The sequence below is a fragment of the Vreelandella lutescens genome (assembly GCF_014640815.1).
In the GTDB taxonomy this organism is placed as follows: Bacteria; Pseudomonadota; Gammaproteobacteria; order Pseudomonadales; family Halomonadaceae; genus Vreelandella; species Vreelandella lutescens.
In genome coordinates, this window is record NZ_BMHM01000011.1 from 1 (window position 1) to 20,329 (window position 20,329).

At 58.3% G+C, this 20,329-nt stretch carries 14 protein-coding genes; 4 read left to right on the top strand and 10 right to left on the bottom strand.

The annotated features are described in order from the left end of the window. Positions 1-559 precede the first annotated feature (559 nt). Genes lgt through IEW65_RS16930 form a run of 3 tightly spaced genes read right to left on the bottom strand, consistent with a single transcriptional unit; the run spans position 560 to position 3,348 of the window. Entirely contained in the window at positions 560-1,348 is a 789-nt protein-coding gene (gene lgt / locus IEW65_RS16920; RefSeq protein ID WP_188640635.1) for a prolipoprotein diacylglyceryl transferase, read from the bottom strand. A gap of 48 nt (positions 1,349-1,396) precedes the next feature. Continuing rightward, positions 1,397-2,194: a sulfite exporter TauE/SafE family protein gene (locus IEW65_RS16925; protein WP_188640636.1), complete on the bottom strand. Its 798-nt coding sequence runs from the start codon at positions 2,192-2,194 to the stop codon at positions 1,397-1,399. Further along, positions 2,191-3,348 carry a response regulator gene (locus IEW65_RS16930; protein WP_188640637.1) on the bottom strand — a complete coding sequence of 386 codons (1,158 nt, stop codon included), beginning with the start codon at positions 3,346-3,348 and terminating at the stop codon, positions 2,191-2,193. The genes IEW65_RS16925 and IEW65_RS16930 overlap by 4 nt, the downstream gene beginning before the upstream one ends. A 179-nt stretch (positions 3,349-3,527) precedes the next feature. Here IEW65_RS16930 and IEW65_RS16935 point away from each other — a divergent pair, with 179 nt between their 5' ends. Next, positions 3,528-4,295 carry an NRDE family protein gene (locus IEW65_RS16935; RefSeq protein WP_188640638.1) on the top strand — a complete coding sequence of 256 codons (768 nt, stop codon included), beginning with the start codon at positions 3,528-3,530 and terminating at the stop codon, positions 4,293-4,295. Positions 4,296-4,302: 7 nt separating this feature from the next. Here the strand turns inward: IEW65_RS16935 and ptsP are convergent, their stop codons facing one another. Together ptsP and IEW65_RS16945 are read right to left on the bottom strand one after the other, a co-directional pair. After that, entirely contained in the window at positions 4,303-6,564 is a 2,262-nt protein-coding gene (ptsP, locus tag IEW65_RS16940; protein WP_188640655.1) for a phosphoenolpyruvate--protein phosphotransferase, read from the bottom strand. An 86-nt stretch (positions 6,565-6,650) separates the two neighbouring features. Next, the gene (locus IEW65_RS16945; protein ID WP_139527002.1) at positions 6,651-7,145 is read right to left on the bottom strand and encodes an RNA pyrophosphohydrolase; all 495 of its coding nucleotides are present in this window, start codon (positions 7,143-7,145) and stop codon (positions 6,651-6,653) included. Between the two features lie 176 nt (positions 7,146-7,321). Between IEW65_RS16945 and IEW65_RS16950 the strand changes: the two genes are divergently transcribed. Beyond that, on the top strand, positions 7,322-7,978 hold the full coding sequence (locus tag IEW65_RS16950; protein ID WP_188640639.1) for a histidinol-phosphatase: 657 nt from the start codon (positions 7,322-7,324) through the stop codon (positions 7,976-7,978). Positions 7,979-8,791: 813 nt separating this feature from the next. Here the strand turns inward: IEW65_RS16950 and IEW65_RS16955 are convergent. After that, positions 8,792-9,766 (bottom strand): malate dehydrogenase, encoded by a 975-nt coding sequence (locus IEW65_RS16955; RefSeq protein ID WP_229755611.1) that lies wholly within the window; start codon positions 9,764-9,766, stop codon positions 8,792-8,794. A 228-nt stretch (positions 9,767-9,994) separates the two neighbouring features. Between IEW65_RS16955 and IEW65_RS16960 the strand changes: the two genes are divergently transcribed. Both IEW65_RS16960 and IEW65_RS16965 read left to right on the top strand, forming a co-directional pair. Then, positions 9,995-11,086: an efflux RND transporter periplasmic adaptor subunit gene (locus IEW65_RS16960; RefSeq protein WP_188640641.1), complete on the top strand. Its 1,092-nt coding sequence runs from the start codon at positions 9,995-9,997 to the stop codon at positions 11,084-11,086. Continuing rightward, positions 11,070-14,138: an efflux RND transporter permease subunit gene (locus IEW65_RS16965; protein WP_188640642.1), complete on the top strand. Its 3,069-nt coding sequence runs from the start codon at positions 11,070-11,072 to the stop codon at positions 14,136-14,138. Before IEW65_RS16960 ends, IEW65_RS16965 begins: the two co-directional genes overlap by 17 nt. 894 nt (positions 14,139-15,032) lie before the next feature. Here the strand turns inward: IEW65_RS16965 and rsd are convergent. The 4 genes from rsd to IEW65_RS16985 form a co-directional block, all read right to left on the bottom strand. After that, positions 15,033-15,521: a sigma D regulator gene (rsd, locus tag IEW65_RS16970; protein ID WP_188640643.1), complete on the bottom strand. Its 489-nt coding sequence runs from the start codon at positions 15,519-15,521 to the stop codon at positions 15,033-15,035. Between the two features lie 167 nt (positions 15,522-15,688). Then, a complete protein-coding gene (locus tag IEW65_RS16975) occupies positions 15,689-16,189 on the bottom strand; it encodes a disulfide bond formation protein B (RefSeq protein WP_188640644.1) in 501 nt (166 codons plus the stop codon). Next, positions 16,186-17,826 carry a glutamate--cysteine ligase gene (gene gshA / locus IEW65_RS16980; RefSeq protein ID WP_188640645.1) on the bottom strand — a complete coding sequence of 547 codons (1,641 nt, stop codon included), beginning with the start codon at positions 17,824-17,826 and terminating at the stop codon, positions 16,186-16,188. Before gshA ends, IEW65_RS16975 begins: the two co-directional genes overlap by 4 nt. A gap of 142 nt (positions 17,827-17,968) precedes the next feature. Then, a complete protein-coding gene (locus tag IEW65_RS16985; protein WP_188640646.1) occupies positions 17,969-20,323 on the bottom strand; it encodes a Tex family protein in 2,355 nt (784 codons plus the stop codon). Positions 20,324-20,329: the final 6 nt, after the last annotated feature.

Below are 20,329 nucleotides of genomic sequence, written 5' to 3' on the forward strand. Positions count from 1 at the left end.
CAAGGTGCCCACATCAAGCGGTGTATGAACCCGTAGCGCGGCGTAACGAATCTTGCGAGGGACGAGCAAATGAGGCACCCGCGGGGGCGGCGAGCAGCCGCCTGGATGAGGCCATTGAGCATGATCACATCTCAGTGCCACCTTCGGCACTCCTAGCGGAGTGCTTCGCGGGTGCGCTCCGCTTACGCCGCGCTACGGGTGCCCACCTTAAGTGCCATATGAACCCGTAGCGCGGCGTAACGAATGAGCGAGAGCAACGAGCGAAAGAGGCACCCGCGGGGGCGGCGAGCAGCCGCCTGGATTAGGCCACCGTGAAACATCACACCTCAGTGCCACCTTCGGCACTCCTAGCGGAGTGCTTCGCGGGGGCGGCGAGTAGCCGCCTGGATGAGGACATTGAGCATGATCACATCTCAGTGCCACAGTCGGCACCCCTACCGGGGTGCTTCGCGGGTGCGCTCCGCTTACGCCGCGCTACGAGGTGCCCAAATCAAGCGGGATGGGAAGCCGTAGCGTGACGTAGCGAAAGAGGCAACCACAGCGTGCAGAGACTCTTATCTTAAACCTTGGCGTCGATGGGTTGGTTGCGAGACCACGCGATAAAGATCAGGCCGAGGGCGATCATGGGGAGCGTGAGTAGCATGCCCATGGTGAACCAGCCGAAGGCGAGGTAGCCGATGTGGGCGTCGGGCATGCGTACGAATTCGACCATAAAGCGGAAGACGCCGTATCCCAGCAGGAAAAGGCCGGATAGCAGGCCGCGGGCGCGGGGCTTGGCGGATACCCACCAAAGAGTGGCGAACAGGACTAACCCTTCTAACAGTGCTTCGTAAAGTGCCGATGGGTGACGCGGTTCTGGCCCCATACCGGGAAAGGGCATGCCCCAGGGCAACGACGTCACGCTTCCTGGCAGTTCATGGTTAATGAAGTTGCCGATACGCCCTGCCCCTAAGCCAATGGGGACAAGCGGTGCAATGAAGTCCGTCAAGGTGATGAACGCTAGCTGCTTGCGGCGGGCAAATAGCCAAGCGGCAAGCAGTACGCCGATCAAACCGCCATGGAAACTCATGCCGCCATCCCATACGCGGAAAATCCAGAGCGGGTCTGCCGTCCACTGCCCTAATCCGTAAAACAGCGCGTAGCCCAGGCGGCCACCAGCGACCACACCAATCGCACAGTAGAAGAGCAAATCACCGATATCATCTTTTGTTAAACCAATACGCGGGGCGCGTTTACAACCTAGCCACCACGCCGCCACGAAGCCAACCACATACATTAGCCCATACCAATGTACTTGCAGCGGGCCGAGGGAAATCGCGACAGGATCTATCGTTGGGTAGTTAATCATTCACTTTCTCTGATGAAATAGAAGAAACGCTACTGTATTAGCGTGCGATTACGCCAGTATGAAGCGTAAGCCCACCACCGCGAGTAACGCGGCAAACCCGTAGCGCAGCACATTAGCAGGCAAAACATGAGCTAAACGCACGCCAAGACGGGCAAACGGAACGCTAGTGGCAACGATGCCAATAAACGCAGGCCACATCACAAACCCAGTTGCCCACGGCGGTAACAGCGGGTTGCCCCAGCCCACGATGATAAACGTTACCGCCCCTACCGCTGCTATTGGTAAGCCACAGGCGGCAGAGGTTCCCACGGCTTGTGTCATGGTGGCACCGCATCGGGAAAGCCAAGGCACTGTCATGGCGCCGCCGCCAATGCCAAACAGGGCTGAAATTGCGCCCACCACGCCTCCTGCCACGGTCATGGCGGCTTTGCCGGGGGCTAGCGTGCCTGGTTTTGGTGTCAGCCCAATGATCATTTTGGTGGCGAGTAGTAGTACGAACACTCCAAAGAGCGTTCCCAGCACGGTGCCGGATAAATTACCGGCGATAAATACGCCCGCAATGGCTCCCAACATTAAGCCAGGCAGCAGTGCCATAAACCACTTGCGATGCACGCTTCCCCTACGAAAGTGGCCCAGGGCGGAAGAAGCGCCTGTGATCACAATGGTGGCAAGCGAAGTGCCGACCGCTAGGTGCATGGTAATCTCAGGAGAGATACCTTGTAGCCCAAAGGCAAACACCAGCACCGGCACAATGATGATACCGCCGCCTACGCCAAACAGGCCGGCCATGGTTCCCGCGGCGGCTCCTAGTAGTAAGTAACTGGCCAAAATGGCTACAAAAGTCATTCGGTGGGCTTCTCCAAAGCGTTGGGCAGCCATTTTTTGATCATGCTATGCAAGGTATCGGGCTGGTAAGGTTTAGCAAGGATATCGTCTAGTCCTGCTGCTTTACAGGCGTCTCGGCCGGCGTTATCCGCATTGGCGGTCAGCGCAATCATCACACTGCGTTGCTGATGATTGCGCTGCTCAAATGTGCGCCAGCGTCGGGTCGTTTCCAGACCGTCTAGCGTGGGCATAAAAATATCCATAAATACCAAGTCGTAAAAGGTGGATTGCTGCCGCTCTAATGCCTGCTCACCGCTGCTGACGCCTTCCACCTGAAGCCCTTGGGATTCTAGCATTTGCCGCGCCAGCATTAAGTTAACGGGGCCATCATCAACCACCAGCACGCGTGCACGCTGTTCATCAGCGGGGGGAATATCGTATGTATTGGCTTCGTTAACGCTCTGTTGAACAAAATTCGCCAACAGTGAACGAATATCGGCAAGCCGTTCACGCACATGGGTCACATTTTGGCGGCAGGTAGCCGACGCACTGTCGGTAAGCATGCTACCCAGGTGTTCAAAGAGGCTATCGGCTTCCCGCTGCATTAGTGTTAGGTAGCCAGATTTAAGCCGCGACTCTTCTCTTGCACGCTCTCGCCCAGCCATCAAGTGTTTCAGCTGCTTTTGCTGGTGATGGAGGTCATCCAACAGCGCCTGATCTGATTTCTGCGGCTCCTCGCCACCTACGCCTTGCCCAGTCTTCTCCTGAGTAATAATAAGGGCCGCCAGCTGATCATTGGCACGAGTTAGCCGTTTTAGCGGACGCTCTTGATTTTCTTCAACGGCGAGCAAAGGGCCACCGGGGGCGATGTTCGTTTGCAGCGTATCAATACGGCGCTCAAGTTCATTGAGGCCTTGTACAAACAGGGCATCTTTATGTTTTGCCCGCGCCTTGATCAACATTAAGAAGGCCCCCACGTTCATGCAGCTGCCTAATAACAGGGTCAGCGTTAACCACAACGTGGTGGTCCAGGAAGCTTGGCTGGGCGACATTAACCAAACCACCGCGCCTACCAGCACGCAGAGCAGAACTAGCGCGGCTTGAACCAGTAGCAGTGGCCAGAGAACTGGCCAAATAATGGCGTTCCAGAAGTGCTCTCGCTGATAGCGTTGCATAATTCGCGATTTCCTGGTGTGTGCGAGGCGTAATTCCCCGCATAGGCGGCCCGCGTTATCATGAGTGTTTCTAAGCTTAGTGTACGTCGACACTGCAAAGCTGTCATGCCACGCCGTCCTACCTAAGCCCATACTGCGCAATAACGCGAGGCCAAACTCATGCCGTTGAAGGGCTTTTTATGTGTTTAATGACGTTTACCTGGGCACCCGGCAGCGCTTATCCGCTGCGCTTAGCGGGAAACCGTGATGAGTTTCACGCACGGGCGACGGCACCACTGAGCCGTTGGCACGATGTGCCGTTGCTGGGCGGCAGAGATCTGGAAGCAGGCGGCACATGGCTGGCGGCTAACCGATACGGCGTGGTGGCAGCGCTTACCAACGTGCGGGATACAGCACTCTCGACGCCCTCGAATGCTCCCAGCCGTGGCGAATTGGTGGCAGGAGTACTGGCAAGCGACGATCCCGCTGCGTGGCTAGATGCATTAGCGAACGATAAGGCGGAACACTACGCAGGCTTTAATTTGTTAGTCGCGACGCCTCACCAGTGCTGGCACCTGCACCGGGGCAGCAGTGGAGTCCATCTTGCCAGCGTGTTGCCAGGAGTGCATGGCCTTTCAAATGCGAGCTTGAACACGCCGTGGCCGAAACTGCAGGCGGTGCGCGGTGCGCTGGAGGCAAGCCGTGATGCCACTTGGCGTGAGCATACTCGCCAAGCGCTACATAACCCGGCACTGGCCGATGACCACCAGCTGCCCGATACGGGCGTCGGCATTACTCTGGAGCGCCAGCTTTCGGCGGCGTTTATCGTCGGCGAGCAGTATGGAACTCGCGCTACCACGTGGCTGACGCTGAACCATCAAGGCGACGCCACACTGACCGAGCAGCGTTTTGGGCCGCTCGGTCGCTTTACGGGTGAAACCACACTAACAGCGACGTGTTGCCGCTAACGCTTAGCTAGTCTCGGGGCGGTAGCAGGTGCGATAACTGCCACTCATCTAGCCGCTGATTCAGATGCTCATGCACCAGCGCGGGCGTATCCAGCAGCATGATCTCTTTTAGCAGCGTTTGGGCATCGGCAAGAGTGACTCGACGAATCGCGGCACGCACTTTTGGCAGACTAGGCGCGTTCATCGAGAGACTGGTAAAACCCATCGCCATTAACAGCAGCGCACCTGCCGGGTCGCCTGCCAGCTCACCGCATAGCGAAATGGGCTTATTCAGCCGCTTGGCATCTTGGGCTAGCTCTTGTAGCGCGCCCAGCAGTGCCGGGTGTAGTGCATCGTACAAGCTAGATACCCGCGGGTTATTACGGTCTACCGCCAGCAGGTACTGCGTAAGGTCGTTACTACCCACCGAGAAGAAATCCACGCGTTTAGCGAGCGCATCCATCTGGTAAATGGTAGCGGGTACTTCGATCATCACCCCAACCTTGGGCCGCTCCACCGCAATTCCTTCCTCCCCCAGTTCTAAAATAGCGCGGTCCAGCAGCCGAATGGCCTCATCCACCTCTTCCACATTCGTAATCATGGGGAACAAGACGTAGAGGTTGCCCAGATCATGGGAGGCTTTGAGCATGGCGCGCAGCTGCACCATCAGCACTTCGGGGTGATCAAGAGTAACGCGCATGCCGCGCCAGCCCAGAAACGGGTTGGCTTCTTCGATGGGGAAATAGGGTAGGTCTTTATCGCCACCGATATCCAGCGTACGCATCACCACGGGCAGCGGCGCGAAACCCTCTAACTGCTCGCGGTACATGCGCATCTGCTCTTTTTCACCGGGGAAGCGCTCGGTGATCATAAACGGTACTTCGGTGCGGTAGAGCCCTACCCCGCCAATACGGCTTTTTAGCAGTGCGGAAGCATCCACCGCTAAACCAGTATTCACCATCAGCGGCATCTCATGGCCGTCTGGCGTTTGGCTGGGCAGATCCTGCTCGTGCTCCAATACCTCGCTGAGCACTTTCTCTTCAGCAATCAGGCTAGCATAGCGGGTTTGCAGCTCGGCAGCGGGACGCACAAACAGCCGCCCTCGGTGGCCATCTAGCACCACAGGCGCGCCGTTAAGACGCGGCAGCGGTAGATCGACCATTCCCAACACCGTGGGAATGCCCATCGCGCGCGCCACAATGGCCACGTGGGACGTGCTGGAGCCACGTACCGAGACCAAGCCTTTTAGCTTGTCGCGGGGCACTTCGCCCAGCATCGCCACGCTGATTTCATCACCGACTAAAATGGCGTTATCCGGGTAGGTTTCCGGTGTAGAAGGCGTATCTTCTTGCAGGTGCGCCAGCACACGGCGGCCTAAATCGCGGATATCCGCTGCCCGCTCGCGTAGGTAGTCGTCATCTACCCGCTCTAAATACTGCACGTGGCGGCGAACAACGTCTGCCAGCGCCCCCGGTGCCCACTGGCCTTCACGAATGCGCTTCTCCACTTCCTCAGACAGCGCGGCCTCGCCCAGCATTTGCTGGTACACGTCAAACAGCGCCAGCTCCTGGGAAGAGATCCGGTTCACCAAACGCTCGGCCGCCGCGCGTATCTCATCGCGGGTTTTGCCGATGGCCTCTTTTAGGCGAGCAATTTCGTACTCTTGGTCGCTGGGGATTAGGTCAGGAACGCTGTTAAGGTCGGCCGGTGGGGTAATCACCACGGCTTCGCCCATGGCCATACCGGGTGACGCCGCGACCCCTTTGAACATCGCTTGGCCGCCGGGCAGTGCTGGGCGGGAGAGGTTGCCGGTGGCTAACGCATGCGCCAGCACACCCGCTAACTGGGCAGCCATGGTGACCAAGAACGCTTCGTCTTCGTCGTCGTAGCGCCGCTTTTCTGCCTGCTGCACCACCAATACGCCCAGCATGTGGCGCTGGTGAATAATGGGCACCCCAAGGAAGCTTGAGTAGCGCTCTTCACCGGTGGCTTCAAAATAGCGGAAATGGGAATGCGACTGGGCGTCTTCCAGATTCAGCGGTTCGCTGCGCTTCGCCACCAGCCCCACCAAGCCTTCGCCTAATGGCAGCACTACGCGGCCAACGGCCTGAGTGCGAAGGCCGATGGTTTCCATCAGCACCAGCGACTCCAACTCTTTATCGTAAAGATAAAAAGAGCAAACGTCGGTCTGCATGGCTTTGCGTATGCGGCGTACCATGGTCGACAGCGCGGCGTCGAGGTTTCGTGCGCCATTCACTTCCTGAATAACGCGTCGCAGCACCTCAAGCATGGACGTTTTACTATTCACTATTATTTGCCTCGCTGAGGGAATGTCCGGCTGTTTATCACTGCGTTTATTCTGCAGTGATGCGCGCGTTATCCTTCGTCATCTTGTGCCAAGCGCTGCACGCGAGGAGACAGCTCCCTTAGCGCGCGCCGATAGACCTCTCGTTTAAACGGCACTACTTGCCCAAGCGGGTACCAGTAGCTAACCCATCGCCATCCGTCGAATTCCGGCTTGGGCGTGGCCGTCATACAAATGCGGTTTTCTTGGCAACGAATTTTGAGTAAAAACCACTTCTGCTTCTGGCCGATACACACCGGCCGTGAGTGGGTACGAATCATGCGTCGTGGCAGACGGTAGCGCAGCCAGCCCCGGGTGCAGGCGACAATATCAACATCGTCGGCGGTTAGGCCGATCTCTTCGTGGAGTTCACGAAAAAGCGCTTGTTGTGGAGTCTCGCTTGCTTTGATGCCTCCCTGGGGAAACTGCCACGCATTTTGCCCTACACGACGCGCCCAAAGCAGCTGCCCCTGGCTATTGGCAATGATGATGCCAACATTGGGGCGAAAGCCGTCAGCGTCGATCACGGACATCACCTTCATAAATTTTCAGTTATCCCCATTTTTCCACAAGGGAGACAACGGTATCAATACAATATAACGCTAAGTGGTTAAACCTAGGTGACTCTGCGATAATCCGGCGCTTTGTGTCCCACGACCAACGTCCAACATTCACCACCAACACTAACCATAAGGGGAGCGCCGTGAGTCTGGCCATTTTCGATTTGGACAATACGTTGCTATCCATCGACAGCGATCACGCCTGGGGTGAGTTCTTGCTTGAACAGGGGGCGGTGGACCCCGTGGCGTACCGCGAAGCCAACGAGCGGTTCATGGCCGATTACAACGCGGGCACGCTGGATATGATGGCGTTTCTTGCCCTGGCGCTAAAACCCCTGGCCGATAACACGCCGGAGCAGCTAGCCGCGTGGCACCAGCAGTTTATGGTCAGCAAGATTGAGCCGCATATTCTGCCCAAAGCAGAAGAGCTGCTGGCCCGCCACCGCACCAAAGGCGATACGCTGCTGATTATTACCGCCACCAACCGCTTTATTACCGGCCCGATTGCCGAGCGCTTGGGCGTGGATGATTTAATCGCGGTAGAGCCTGAAATGATTGACGGCCGCTATACCGGCCAGGTAGATGGCGTGCCTAGCTACCGCGAAGGCAAAGTTACCCGCCTGCAAGCGTGGCTGGAAGCCCAAGACCTCACCATGGATGACGCGTGGTTCTACAGCGACTCCCATAACGATCTACCCTTACTGGAAAAAGTCGACAACCCTGTCGCTGTCGACCCCGACGACACCCTTCGCCAAGTGGCTGAAGAGCGGAACTGGCGAATTATGAGCCTGCGGGATTAAGGTAAGTGTCACGCATTTAGTGAGATGGCGACAGCTGCCTCGATAGTACCACCGCGATTCATCCAACCTATTGCCGACTTCGGCACCCCTCCCGGGGTGCTTCGCGGGTGCGCTATCGCTTACACCGCGCTACGGGGTGGCCATTTTGAGCATTGGGAAACCACGTAGCGCGGCGTAACGAATGAGCGAGAGCAACGAGCGAAAGAGGCACCCGCGGGGGCGGCGAGTAGCCGCCTGGATTCAGCCACGGTTATTGATCAAGCCTCATTGGCACCTTCGGTACCCCTGGCGGGGTGCTTCGCGGGTGCGCTATCGCTTACGCCGCGCTACGGGGTGCCCACTTTGAGCATTGGGAAGCCACGTAGCGCGGCGTAACAAATGAGCGAGAGCAACGAGCGAAAGAGGCACCCGCGGGGCGGCGTATAGCCGCCTGGATTCGGCCACCGTAAATCATTAAACCTCATTGCCACCACAGGCACCCCTCCCGGGGTGCTTCGCGGGTGCGCTCCGCTTACGCCGCGCTACGGGGTGGCCACTTTGAGCATTGGGAAACCACGTAGCGCGGCGTAACGAATGAGCGAGAGCAACGAGCGAAAGAGCCACCCGCGGGGGCGGCGAGTAGCCGCCTGGGCTGGGCCACGGTGAATCATTCAATCTATTGCCGGCATCGGCACCCCTCCCGGGGTGCTTCGCGGGTGCGCTATCGCTTACACCGCGCTACGGGGTGAGTAAATAGATACAAAAAAACCCCGCAAGAAATCTTGCGGGGTTTGGCGTGACTAAGCGCTTGTTAAAAGCGGTTAGCAGGCGCGTTTAGCCGAGCAGGTGCTCGACGGCAGCACGCTCTTCGCGCAGTTCTTTCTCGGTGGCTTGCATCTTCTCTTTGCTGAACGCGTCCAGCTCGAAACCTTGTACGATTTCGTATTTGCCACCCTGGCAGCGAACCGGGTAGGAGTAGATGATGCCTTCGGCGATGCCATAGCTGCCGTCGGAAGGAATCGCCATGCTGACGATGCCGTCGCAACCCAGCGCCCAATCGCGCATGTGGTCGATGGCAGAGGACGCCGCAGAAGCGGCAGAGGAAGCACCGCGCGCTTTGATGATGGCGGCACCGCGCTGCTGAACGGTCGGGATGAAGTCGTTTTCGTACCAGTCACGCTCGACCAGATCGAAAGCGGCTTTGCCGTCTACTTTGCACTGGGCCAGATCCGGGTACTGGGTGGCACTGTGGTTGCCCCAGATGATCATGCTGTCGACGTCAGTGACGTGCTTGCCAGTTTTCTGAGCCAGCTGCGTCAGCGCGCGGTTGTGGTCCAGACGCGTCATGGCGGTGAACTGACCTGCGTCCAGGTCCGGTGCGTTGCAAGAAGCAATCAGCGCGTTGGTGTTGGCCGGGTTACCGACCACCAGCACTTTCACGTCACGGCTAGCGTGGTCGTTCAGTGCTTTGCCTTGTACAGAGAAGATCGCGGCGTTGGCTTCCAGCAGATCTTTACGCTCCATACCCGGGCCACGCGGACGTGCACCTACCAACAGGGCGAAATCGGCATCTTTAAAGGCAACGTTCGGGTCGTCGGTGGCAACGATGTCTTGCACCAGCGGGAACGCACAGTCGTTAACTTCCATCACGACGCCGTTCAGCGCGTCCATCGCTTGAGGAATTTCGAGAAGCTGGAGAATGACAGGCTGATCCGGCCCTAGCATGTCGCCAGCGGCAATACGGAAAATAAGAGAGTAGCTGATCTGGCCGGCACCGCCGGTAATCGCAATACGTACTGGATCTTTCATCATTGCTCCTTGATGGTTCGCCTAATGGAGGTTCGCCTGGTAAAGAATAGCGCCATGATGGTATGCCCAGACGCTCAAAAACTCAATCAGACATGAGACTACTACCCATTCGCGCGCGGGCTTGGTACTCGCTGAAAACGGCCAGTTACGCTATGGTGTGACGGGCTGCGGGACCTTCCTTACCGCGCTATGTACCTTTTGTCATCCTATTTGGAACAGTGACTTCCCATGCGACGAATTCCCCCCTCTTACGCGCTGGCTAGCCTGCTGGTGCTGGCGTTAGTGGTATGGCTGGCCGTTGGCGATTTTCAGCAGTTTCAATCTTCACCTACTGAAAGCACAGCAGAGCAAGCCGAGGCTCTCCCCCGCGTCGAGGTAAGCACTCAGCAGAGCACGCCTTATATTCCCCAGCAGGTGCTACAGGGCCAGCTCACCGCTGAGCGTGAGACGGTGCTGCGTGCCAACGTCGCCGGTTACGTCGCAGAGAAGCCGATTGAGCAAGGAGAAAGCGTGCGCCAGGGCGAAACGCTACTCGTGCTGGATAACGATGCCCTGCCCGAGCGTTTACAGCAGGCCAGAGATGAACTAGCACTGGCCGAAGCCGAGTACGCCGGTGCCCAGAACCTGCGCCGTCGTGAGCTGATTTCCCAACCGGAGCTACTGCGCTTACAGAGCGCGCTCAGCGCCAGCGCTGCCCAAGTAGCGCAGCTAGAGAAACAGCTCCAAGACACCCGGCCCACTGCCCCATTTGAAGGCGTACTAGACCGCGTACAGGTGGAGCTCGGTGACCTACTACAGCCTGGCGAAGAGTGGGCGCGCTTGATTGATGATCGCCGCCTAACCGGTACCGCCTGGGTGTCACAGCAGCAGATAGGTGCCTTAAGCGTGGGGTTACCCGTGACGGCCCGTCTACTTAACGGTGGATCGCTCGCTGGCGAAGTGAGCTATATCAGCAGCCGCGCAGAAGAAGCGACCCGTACGTTCTATATCGAAGTAGCGCTCGATAACCCCGAGCGACTGCGCTTAGCGGGAGGCAGTGCAGAGTTCACGATCACATTGCCACCCCGCCAGGTGCATACCCTCTCGCCTGCGTTATTCAGCCTTGATGAGCGCGGCCAGTTAGCCATCAAGCATTTGGATGACGAGGATCGTGTCGTGCAAACCGCCGTTGAGCTGGTGAGCGCCGATACCCAGCGCGCCTATGTCAGCGGCCTGCCCGACCCGGTCACCCTCATTACGTTAGGGGCTGGCTTGGTGAGTCCTGGTGAAGCAGTAACCCCCGTGCCTGCCCAGGAAGGTGGACATGCGCCAGTTAATTAATGCCGCCCTCACCCATACGCGTACCACCCTGCTGCTACTGGTGGGGCTATTGCTGGCAGGCACTGCCGCATGGCAGATGATCCCCAAAGAGGCCAACCCGGACGTTACGATTCCGATTATTTACGTCGCGCTCGCCCTGGAGGGCGTGAGCCCTGAAGATGGCGAGCGGCTGTTGGTTCGCCCCATGGAGCAGGAGCTGCGGGGCATTGAAGGGCTGCGTAAATTCACCGCGCAGTCCAGCGAAGGGCATGGGTCGGTAACGCTGGAGTTCGACCCTGGTTTTGACCCAGACACCGCGCTTGCCGATGTGCGCGAGCGCGTGGATATTGCCCGCAGCAGCCTGCCGGATGAAGCCGAAGAACCTCGGGTGATGGAGGTGAATGTCTCCGAGTTTCCCGTTCTGAGTATCGGCCTCTCCGGCGAGCTGGATACCCGCGAGCGCATGACGATTGCCCGGCGGCTGAAAGAGGAAATCGAAGGCATCGCCGACGTGCTCGAAGTGGATATTGCGGGGGAGCGGGAGGATCTTTTAGAAATCGTTGTCGACCCGCTGGTGCTGGAGAGCTATGGCGTCGATTTCGATACCCTGTTTAATCAAATTTCTCGCAATAACCGTTTGGTGGCAGCAGGCAGCCTGGACACCGGCGCGGGGCGGCTGGCGCTCAAAGTACCCGGCATTATCGAGTCGTTAAACGATGTGATGAACATGCCGGTGAAGGTTGAGGGTGATCAAGTGGTCACCTTTGGCGACGTGGCCTGGATTCACCCCACCTATAAAGAGGCCGAAGGGTTCGCCCGCATTGATGGCCAGCCCGCCGTGGTGCTGGAGATCTCCAAGCGCGCCGGGGCCAATATCATCGCTACCATTGAAGCGGTGCGCGCGACCTTTGCCCAGGCGGAAGGCCTGCTGCCGGAGCAGCTGCGCGTGACGACTATCTTGGATGAATCCGTGACCGTGCAAAACATGCTCTCGGAGCTGCTCAATAACGTGTTGACCGCCGTGGTGCTGGTATTGATTGTGGTGGTGGCCGTGATGGGCTGGCGAATGGCGCTGCTGGTGGGGCTGACGATTCCGGGGGCATTTCTCACCGGCATTCTGCTGGTGTGGGCGTTTGGTTTTACGCTCAATATCGTCGTGCTGTTTGCGCTGATTCTCGTGGCGGGCATGCTGGTGGATGGAGCCATCGTCGTCAGCGAGCTGGCGGACCGTTACCTGCACGAAGGCCAAGCACCGCATCAGGCGTGGCTCAACGCGGCCTCGCGCATGAGCTGGCCGGTCATTGCCTCCACGGCCACGACACTCGCAGTTTTCATCCCGCTGCTGTTCTGGCCAGGCGTCGTGGGCCAGTTTATGAAGTACCTGCCTGCCACGGTGATTCTGTGTTTGCTAGCCTCGCTAGCCATGGCGCTGGTGTTTCTGCCTACCCTCGGCCGCCTGTTCACCCGTACCTCCCACGCTAGCGGCACCGGGCCCATCGATGAAAGCACGGCGCTGGGCCGCGGGTATCGCCGGATATTGAGCCGCCTGCTGCTGCATCCGGCCTGGGTACTGCTATTTGCGGTACTGCTGATTGCCCTGCTGTACACCGGCTATGCGCGCTTCAACCATGGCGTGGACTTCTTCCCCAGCGTCGAGCCCGATAGCGCTCAGGTGCTGGTGCGCGCCCGTGGTGACTTTTCAGCGGAAGAGACCGATGCCATTTTGCAGCGCGTGGAGCAACGCCTTGGGGGTCTGGGCGAAGTGGAAGCCCTTTATGCACGCTCTTATGCCGTGCCCGACCAGCAGATGGGCAGCGATGTGATTGGCATGCTGCAGTTCCAGTTTATCGACTGGTACCAGCGCCGCCCTGCCCGCACTATTCTGGCGGATATGGCCGAGCGTACTCAGGATATCCCGGGTATTACCTTGGAATTCCAAGAGCAGGAGATGGGCCCCGGCGGTGGTAAACCGATTGTGCTGGAAGTCAGCGCGACGGATCCAGAGGTTGCCGATGCGGGGGTCGACCAACTGACCGCCATGATGCGCCAACTGGGCGGATTCACCGATATTCAAGATAATCGTAGCCTGCCGGGTGTGGAGTGGCAGGTGAACGTGGATCGTGAAGCCGCTGCACGCATGGGAACCGACATCACCACGATTGGCAGCGCCGTTCAGCTGCTCACCACAGGGCTTCAGGTCGCCTCTTATCGTCCTCCCACGGTGAACGATGAAGTGGATATTCGCGTTCGCCTGCCGGAAAACTGGCGTACATTGGACCAGCTTGAGCGTTTGACGATTAACACCCCACGGGGTCAGGTGCCGATTTCGCACTTTGTGGAGATCACTCCTGCGCCGAAAGTGGGCACGCTCAATCGTATTGATGGCCGCCGTGCTATTACGGTGGAAGCTGACTTAACGCCAGGCTTCTTAGCGGATGAGCGACTGCGCGCGCTACTAGACGCCGGCCAAGACCAACTGCCCGACGGGCTGATGGTGAACGTAGCCGGTGAACAGGAGGATCAGCAGGAGTCGATGCAGTTCTTGGTCAGCGCCTTCTTAATTGCGATTGGCTTGATGGCGCTGATTCTGGTGACGCAGTTCAATAGCTATTACCAAGCGGCGCTGGTGCTCTCGGCGATTGTGTTCTCCACCGCGGGAGTGTTGATGGGGCTTCTGATCACCGGCCAAGCGTTTGGCATTGTCATGGTGGGCATGGGGGTCATCGCTCTGGCGGGCATTGTGGTGAACAACAATATCGTGCTGATCGATACCTATAACGAGCTACGCGCCGACGGCATGGCACCCGCGCAAGCGGCACTGGAAGCAGGCTGTTTACGCCTGCGGCCCGTGCTGCTCACAGCCATTACCACGGTGCTAGGTTTGATGCCGATGGTCTTAGGGGTGAACGTTAACCTCTTCGCCCCCGCGCTCGGGTTTAACGCCCCTTCCGCCCAATGGTGGACCCAAATGTCCAGCGCGATTGCCGGCGGCCTCACCTTCGCTACTGCCCTCACCCTACTGCTCACCCCCTGCATGTTGGTAATTGGTGGCAAGTTAAGGAGAAACGGCTAGCCGCGTAGCAACAGCTCAGCCCAGGCGGCTACTCGCCGCCCTCGCGGGTGCCTCTTTCACTCGTTGCTCTCGCTCTTTCGTTACACCGCGCTACGGAGGCACGATACTTAAGGTGGCCACCCCGTAGCGCGGCGTAAGCAGAGCGCACCCGCGAAGCACCCCGCTAGGGGTGCCGAAGGCGGCAGTGAGATTGAATAATTCACTTTGACCCCATCCAGGCGGCTATCCGCCGCCCCCGCGGGTGCCTCTTTCGCTCGTTGCTCTCGCTCTTTCGTTACGCCGCGCTACGGGTATGTGCGATTGCCCCGTGTTGATAGGTATCACGATACTTGAAGTGGGCACCCGTAGCGAGGCGTAAGCGATAGCGCACCCGCGAAGCACCCAGCCAGGGGTGCTGAAGGTGGCAATGAGGTTTAAGGATTCAAGGTGGCCGAATCCAGGCGGCTAGTCGCCGCCTCCGCGGGTGCCTCATTTGCTCGTTGCCTCGCAAGATTCGTTACGCCGCGCTACGGGGCACGATACTTAAAGTAGGCTCATCTGTAGCGCGGCGTAAGCGATAGCGCACCCGCGAAGCACCCCGCTAGGGGTGCCGAAGGTGGCAATGAGATTGAATGATTCACAGTGGCCGAATCCAGGCGGCTAATCGCCGCCTCCGCGGGTGCCTCTTTCGCTCGTTGCTCTCGCTCTTTCGTTACGCCGCGCTACGGGTATGTGCGATTGATAGGTATCACGGTACTTGAAGTGGGCACCCGTAGCGCGGCGTAAGCGGAGCGCACCCGCGAAGCACCCCGCTAGGGGTGCCTAAGGTGGCGCTGGACAAGAGTGATGGGAGTAATTAGGGGTAAACGCTGGCAATAAAAAAGCAGCGCGAATAAGCGCTGCTTTTTAAAATAGTTAAGCCGGGGACTTCATTTGCTGAGGGCTGTGGGCTGCGTGTAGCCGGGCGATGAGCTGGTCTTCTAGCGCAAAGCGTTGGGTAAGGCCTTTGGCGAGACGGTCGATCCAGGCAGGAAGGCGCGCTAGGTTTTGCTGGCAGCGCACGGGGGATGCGAAGTCTTCGTCAAACTCCAGCACCATGGCTGTGGACATTTCCAGACGCTCTAACAGTTTCGCGGCGATATGCAGCGCGCTTTCGTCATCAAAGGCTTTGGCTTCTTCCGCTAGCTGCGGGTAAACCTCAAAGTGACCGGCACTGATATAGTCCATCAGCAGTTCGCTGAAGGTATCAATACGTGCTTTGCTCACGGCTTCCAGCTCCGCATCGCAGGCTTCTTTTAGCTCAATAAAGCTCACCAGCAGCGCACGGCGTTGATCAAGCCAGCGGTCAATTAGGCTGTGCACGCCTCCCCAGCGCTCCAGGGCATTTTTGCAATCTTCGAGCATGGGGCTTTCTCCTTGCAGATAGCCGCCTTGAACAGGGCTAGACTCGCCTTTCCTTCTACCTCTGTCAATCCTGGCGGGTATGGTTTCCTTGATACTGAATAGTGCGCCGTCAATAGTCAACGCTGACATTAGGCAACCGGTCAACGGCCGGCTGCCTAATGTCCATCCTAACGCTTAACCGCGAGCCATAAAATACGCAATGGCACCAATGCGAGCACTAAGAAGCCAATCAGCGTCCATGCGGGAAGCGAGAGTCCTAACAGCATAAAGTCGATCTCAGCGCACTCTCCCGAACCGGTAAGCACCATGGCAACGACATCCTGCATCGGCAAGATATCCATCATGTAATCCAGCCCTGGACCGCAGCTGGGCACTTCGTCTGCCGGTAAGCCCTGTAGCCATACATGACGTCCGGCGATAAACGCACCGGTGCCTACCGCTGCCAAGCCAAGCAGGCCATAAATGCCTCTGCCTACGCCACCCTTGGGGTTATGAATGGCGGCGACGGCCAGCACCAAGCCCGCAGCAATGACCGCTACCCGCTGAAAAATACACAGCGGGCAGGGTTCTAAACCAACGATATGCTCCAAGCTCAGCGCTACGGACATCATGAGTACGCAAAACGCGACACCGGCGAGCGCTGCCGGGCGAATAGCTGACGCTGTCATTGAACATCCTCTGATGGCAGTGCAGATAGCGCCCGGGACTCACGCGCCTTAGTGAAATAGCTCTCTAAAAACTCGCTAAAGCTCTCTTGGTCAGCGGCTTCAATATCTTGCTGCTGCTGATGAGAGGTGTCGATCAGCTGGGCAAGCAACGCTTCGCGGGAACGCAGCATGGGCGTGGCTTTTAGCTTGTCGGCTTGGGCCTGCGCCATGGTCAGCAGCGTATCGCTTAAGGAACCATTACCTTCCTGCAGGCGCGCCAGCATCTGTGCTGATGGTGTCAGCGAAGGATCTGTCAAACGCGGCGCCAGCTCGTTAAGCGCAGCCGCGTGGGGCTCCCCTTCTTCAACCGCATCTAACAGGCGAGCTACTTCTGCCATCTCTGCAAAGATTTGCTCGCCCCATTCAGGCAGCGTCACCGATTCTCCGTTGCGAGTGAGGCGCAGCTCCGGGTCACGGCCACGCTCCACCACTAAACGGCGGTTGTCGTCTAAGCGGTCGCACTCTTCATCGGAAATCCAGGGGCTGTCGCTGAGCAGACACCACATCAGGAACGTATCCACAAAGCGCATCTGGGTTTCGGTCACGCCGAGCGGATCGAACGGGTTAAGGTCCAGGCAGCGCACTTCGATGTACTCGACGCCGCGGGCTTCCAGCGCTTGGCTTGGCGTCTCGTTGTGCTTGGCTACGCGCTTGGGCCGAATATCGCTGTAGTACTCGTTTTCGATCTGCAGGATATTAGCGTTCAGCTGTTGCCATTCGTCTCCATTTCTTACGCCCAGCGCTTCGTAGTCCGGCCAGGGAGTGGAAATGGCATGGCGCAGCGTGTTGACGTAGTTCGACAGCGAGTTAAAGCAGATTTTAAGCTGCGACTGCACCTTGTTCTGATAGCCCAGATCCGACATGCGCAGCGTGGTGGCATAAGGCGCGTAGTAGGTGTCGTCGCTGAGCGGCTGCAGTTTATCCGGCACTTGGCCGTTGGGCAGGAAGCTTTTGTCTATCGCAGGAGACGCGCCAAACAGGTAAAGCAGCAGCCAGCTATGGCGGCGGAAGTGGCGGATCATCCCGAAGTAACGCGTCGAACGGTAGTCGTTAAAGGGAATATTGGTGGCTTTTTCCATTTCCCGCAGGGCGTGCCACATATCTTCCGGTAGCGACACGTTGTAATGCACTCCAGCGATGGCCTGCATAATACGCCCGTAGCGCATATCCAGCCCTTTACGGTAGACATGCTTCATGGTGCCCACGTTGGAGCTGCCGTAATCCGCAATCGGCACACTATCGTTACCTGAAAGCCGCGAGGGCATGCTACCCGGCCAGATCCACTCGTTTTCCAAGTGGTGATAGGTAAAGGTGTGCAGGTCGGATAAAAAGGCCAATGCCTCTTTGGGCTCAGAGTAGACCGGGGTGATGTACTCCAGCAGCGCTTCAGAGTAATCGGTGGTGATATGCGGATGCGTCAGCTTTGACCCCAGCGCTTTAGGGTGAGCTGTTTGGGCAATATGGCCATTAGCATCGACCCGCAGCCCCTCTTTCTCTAGCCCGCGACGCAAACGCCCTAAACGCCCTAGTCGCGCGCTCGGCAGCAGCCTCTCAACCTGAGCGGTGAGCGAAGATGGCACAGTGAGTGGTTCAGACAAGGTGAACACTCCTTGTTAGTAAGGCCTGCGTTAAGCAGGCCTTGTTGAAATCAGCTGGCATCGCCATAACCATTACCCTGCTTTCTAATCGAGAATAGACAGCAGGATATGGCGGCAATGGTTAAATATTCAAGACACGCGACTATTTGCCCCGCTTCGCTTTCATTAGAGCAGCGCCAAGCGCACCCATGGGAGCAGGGGCTTCGCTCTGCTGACTGCCCTGGCGCTGCCCGCCTTGGCGCTGGCTGCGAGCGGGTTTGCGCGGCGCTGCCGAGTCCGTACTGCCCGTTGCGTCAGGCTGTTCCGGCTCGTCATCTAAGCGCATCGAGAGCCCTACCCGCTTACGCGGGATGTCCACGCTCATCACTTTGACCGTGACGATATCGCCCGCTTTTACCACGCTGCGCGGGTCATCAATAAAGCGGTCGGATAGTGCGGAGATATGCACGAGGCCATCTTGGTGAACGCCGATATCCACAAACGCACCAAAGTGGGTCACGTTGGTGACAGTGCCTTCCAGCACCATGCTGAGTTTGAGGTCTTTGAGGGTTTCAACGCCCTCGCGGAATTCGGCAGCCTTAAACTCAGGGCGCGGGTCACGGCCGGGCTTATCCAGCTCTTTGAGGATGTCGCTCACGGTGGGCACACCAAAACGCTCATCGGCGAAATCGGCGGGTTTGAGCGCCCTCAGCGTGGCACTATCGCCAATTAGCCCTTTCACATCGCGGCTGTTCTGCTTGGCGATACGCTCCACCAGCGTATACGCCTCCGGGTGAACGGCGCTGGCATCCAGCGGGTTCTCGGCATTGCTGATACGCAAAAAGCCTGCGCACTGCTCGAAGGTTTTCGGGCCAAGGCGGCTCACTTCGAGCAGTTCTTTACGGCTCTTAAACGCCCCCTGCAGGTTGCGCTGAGCGACGATATTTTCGGCGATGGCGGCGCTTAACCCTGCCACACGAGAAAGCAGCGCGCTGGAGGCCGTGTTGAGATCCACACCTACGGCGTTAACACAATCCTCAATCACGGCTTCCAGGCTGCGTGAGAGCTGCACTTGGGAAACATCGTGCTGGTACTGGCCCACACCAATGGATTTGGGCTCAATCTTCACCAGCTCGGCCAAGGGATCTTGCAAGCGACGAGCGATGGAGACAGCGCCGCGAATCGTCACGTCCAGATCGGGCAGCTCGCGGGAAGCGTACTCTGAGGCCGAGTAAACAGAAGCGCCCGCCTCCGAGACCATCACCTTGCTGGCACGGTGCTCCGGTGCCAGCGCTTTAATCAGTTCCCCTGCCAGCTTGTCGGTTTCGCGGCTGGCGGTGCCGTTACCTACCGCAATCAGCTCCACGCCGTGCTGCTTCACGAGCTTGGCCAGCACGTTAAGCGACTCATCCCAGCGGTTTTGCGGCGCGTGGGGGTAGATCGTTGCTTGGTCAATAAACTGGCCGGTGGCGTCGATCACCGCTACTTTACAGCCAGTGCGCAGGCCGGGGTCTAATGCCAACGTGACTTTTTGCCCGGCAGGCGCGGCCAGTAGCAGGTCTTTTAGGTTGGCGGCAAATACGTCGATGGCGGTTTGCTCGGCGTGTTCGCGCAGGCGACCCAGCAGTTCGGTTTCCAGCGCGGTGTAAAGCTTCACGCGCCAGGTCCAGCGCACCACTTCGCTTAACCATTTATCCGCCGCGCGACCTTCATCGCTAATACCCACTTGCTTGGCAATCGCCACTTGAGCGGGGTGAATGGGGGCGTCATTTTCGCCCGGTAAGCGGATCGCTAGGCTCAAGATGCCTTCGTTGCGGCCACGGAACATGGCCAGCGCCCGGTGCGACGGTACTTTCGCCAGCTTTTCATCGTGTTCAAAATAGTCGGAGAACTTAGCGCCCTCCTGCTGTTTGCCATCCAGGACGCGGGCACTCAGCTCGCCTTCTTGCCATAGCCGCTCGCGCAGTTGACCAATCAGCTCGGGGTCTTCTGCAAAGCGCTCCATCAAAATCTGCTTGGCGCCATCGAGTGCCGCCTTGGCATCTTCAATAGCGGGAATATCCCCTTCGGCTTCACGCAGGTATTGGGCGGCTTCGCTTTCGGGGTCAAGCGTTGGGTTCGCTAACAGTGCATCGGCCAGCGGCTCAAGCCCCGCTTCACGGGCAATTTGGGCTTTGGTGCGGCGCTTTTTCTTGAAGGGGAGGTATAAATCTTCCAAGCGCTGCTTGGTGTCTGCGGCTTGAATGGTCGCTTTGAGTGCGGGGTCCAACTTGCCCTGCTCATCGATGGCGGTAAGTACCGCTTCGCGGCGCTCTTCAAGCTCGCGCAGGTAGCGCAGACGCTCATCAAGCTGGCGAAGCTGCGTATCATCCAGCGCGCCAGTAACTTCTTTACGGTAACGGGCAATAAAAGGAACGGTAGCGCCCCCATCCAGAAGCTCTACCGTTGCGGCGACCTGTTCAGGCCGAACGTTTAGCTCATCGGCTAAGCGTGCAGTAATGCGTTGTTTGACATCCATAACGTG

What these genes read in the sequence shown, in the direction of transcription:
- ptsP (WP_188640655.1), bottom strand. Translation starts at nt 6,564, where the DNA reads ATGCTTGAGGTGCTGCGACGCGTTATTCAGGAAGTGAATGGCGCACGA.
- IEW65_RS16985 (WP_188640646.1), bottom strand. Translation starts at nt 20,323, where the DNA reads ATGGATGTCAAACAACGCATTACTGCACGCTTAGCCGATGAGCTAAAC.
- rsd (WP_188640643.1), bottom strand. Translation starts at nt 15,521, where the DNA reads ATGCTCGAAGATTGCAAAAATGCCCTGGAGCGCTGGGGAGGCGTGCAC.
- lgt (WP_188640635.1), bottom strand. Translation starts at nt 1,348, where the DNA reads ATGATTAACTACCCAACGATAGATCCTGTCGCGATTTCCCTCGGCCCG.
- IEW65_RS16925 (WP_188640636.1), bottom strand. Translation starts at nt 2,194, where the DNA reads ATGACTTTTGTAGCCATTTTGGCCAGTTACTTACTACTAGGAGCCGCC.
- IEW65_RS16935 (WP_188640638.1), top strand. Translation starts at nt 3,528, where the DNA reads ATGTGTTTAATGACGTTTACCTGGGCACCCGGCAGCGCTTATCCGCTG.
- IEW65_RS16960 (WP_188640641.1), top strand. Translation starts at nt 9,995, where the DNA reads ATGCGACGAATTCCCCCCTCTTACGCGCTGGCTAGCCTGCTGGTGCTG.
- IEW65_RS16965 (WP_188640642.1), top strand. Translation starts at nt 11,070, where the DNA reads ATGCGCCAGTTAATTAATGCCGCCCTCACCCATACGCGTACCACCCTG.
- IEW65_RS16955 (WP_229755611.1), bottom strand. Translation starts at nt 9,766, where the DNA reads ATGAAAGATCCAGTACGTATTGCGATTACCGGCGGTGCCGGCCAGATC.
- IEW65_RS16930 (WP_188640637.1), bottom strand. Translation starts at nt 3,348, where the DNA reads ATGCAACGCTATCAGCGAGAGCACTTCTGGAACGCCATTATTTGGCCA.
- IEW65_RS16975 (WP_188640644.1), bottom strand. Translation starts at nt 16,189, where the DNA reads ATGACAGCGTCAGCTATTCGCCCGGCAGCGCTCGCCGGTGTCGCGTTT.